Genomic DNA, 1,197 nt, shown 5'->3' on the forward strand with positions numbered 1-1,197 from the left:
GTGCCAGGAAACCCTGCGCACCGCCATGGCCATTGGCGCCGACCGCGCCATCCTGGTGGAAACCGACGTCGAACTCCAACCCCTGGCCGTGGCCAAGATCCTCAAAGCCCTGGTCGACAAAGAGCAGCCCGGCCTCGTGATCCTGGGCAAGCAGGCCATCGACGACGACGCCAACCAGACCGGCCAGATGCTGGCGGCCCTGGCCGACCTGCCCCAGGCCACCTTCGCCAGCAAGGTGGAGCTGACTGCCGACAAGGTCAGCGTGACCCGCGAAGTCGACGGCGGCCTGGAAACCCTGTCCCTGACCCTGCCCGCAGTCATCACCACCGACCTGCGCCTGAACGAACCCCGCTACGTCACCTTGCCCAACATCATGAAGGCCAAGAAGAAGCAGCTGGATACCGTCAAGCCCGAAGACCTGGGTGTGGATGTCACTCCGCGCCTCAAGACCCTCAAGGTCACGGAACCCGCCAAGCGCGGCGCCGGCGTCAAGGTGGCCGACGTGGCCGCCCTTGTCGACAAGCTCAAGAACGAAGCCAAAGTCATCTGAAGCATAAGGAGAACAACCAAATGACCGTACTCGTTATTGCCGAACACGACAACGCCGCCATCAAGGGCGCCACCCTGAACACCGTGACCGCCGCCATTGCCTGCGGCGGTGACGTCCATGTGCTGATCGCTGGCCACAATGCCGGTGCTGCTGCAGCCGCTGCCGGACAAATCGCCGGTGTGGCAAAGGTCATCCATGCCGATGCCCCCGGCCTGGAACACGGCCTGGCCGAGAACGTGGCCGCGCAAGTCCTGGCCATCGCATCCAACTACAGCCACATCCTGTTCCCCGCCACCGCCAGCGGCAAGAACGTGGCCCCCCGCGTGGCCGCCAAGCTCGATGTCGCGCAGATCAGCGACATCACCAAGGTCATCTCCCCCGACACCTTCGAGCGCCCCATCTACGCCGGCAACGCCATCGCCACCGTGCAGAGCGGTGACGCCACCAAGGTCATCACCGTGCGCACCACGGGCTTTGACCCGGCTGCCGCCACCGGTGGCAGCGCAGCGACGGAAACCGCAGCAGCGACCACCGACACCGGCAAGAGCATCTTCGTGGGCAGCGAGATCGCCAAGAGCGACCGGCCCGAGCTGACCGCCGCCAAGATCATCGTCTCCGGTGGCCGGGCTTTGGGCAGCAAGGAAAAG

Annotated in this window: 2 protein-coding genes; both read left to right on the forward strand. The window is 65.3% G+C overall.

What is annotated here, in order from left to right; all coding sequences use genetic code 11:
* Nucleotides 1-550: electron transfer flavoprotein subunit beta/FixA family protein (locus ASE31_RS01260; protein WP_235514210.1), on the forward strand; the 550-nt coding region annotated here is incomplete at its 5' end.
* A 20-nt stretch (nucleotides 551-570) separates the two neighbouring features.
* Nucleotides 571-1,197: electron transfer flavoprotein subunit alpha/FixB family protein (locus tag ASE31_RS32370; protein WP_235514212.1), on the forward strand; the 627-nt coding region annotated here is incomplete at its 3' end.

The sequence above is a fragment of the Acidovorax sp. Root217 genome (assembly GCF_001428645.1).
In the GTDB taxonomy this organism is placed as follows: domain Bacteria; phylum Pseudomonadota; class Gammaproteobacteria; order Burkholderiales; family Burkholderiaceae_C; genus Acidovorax.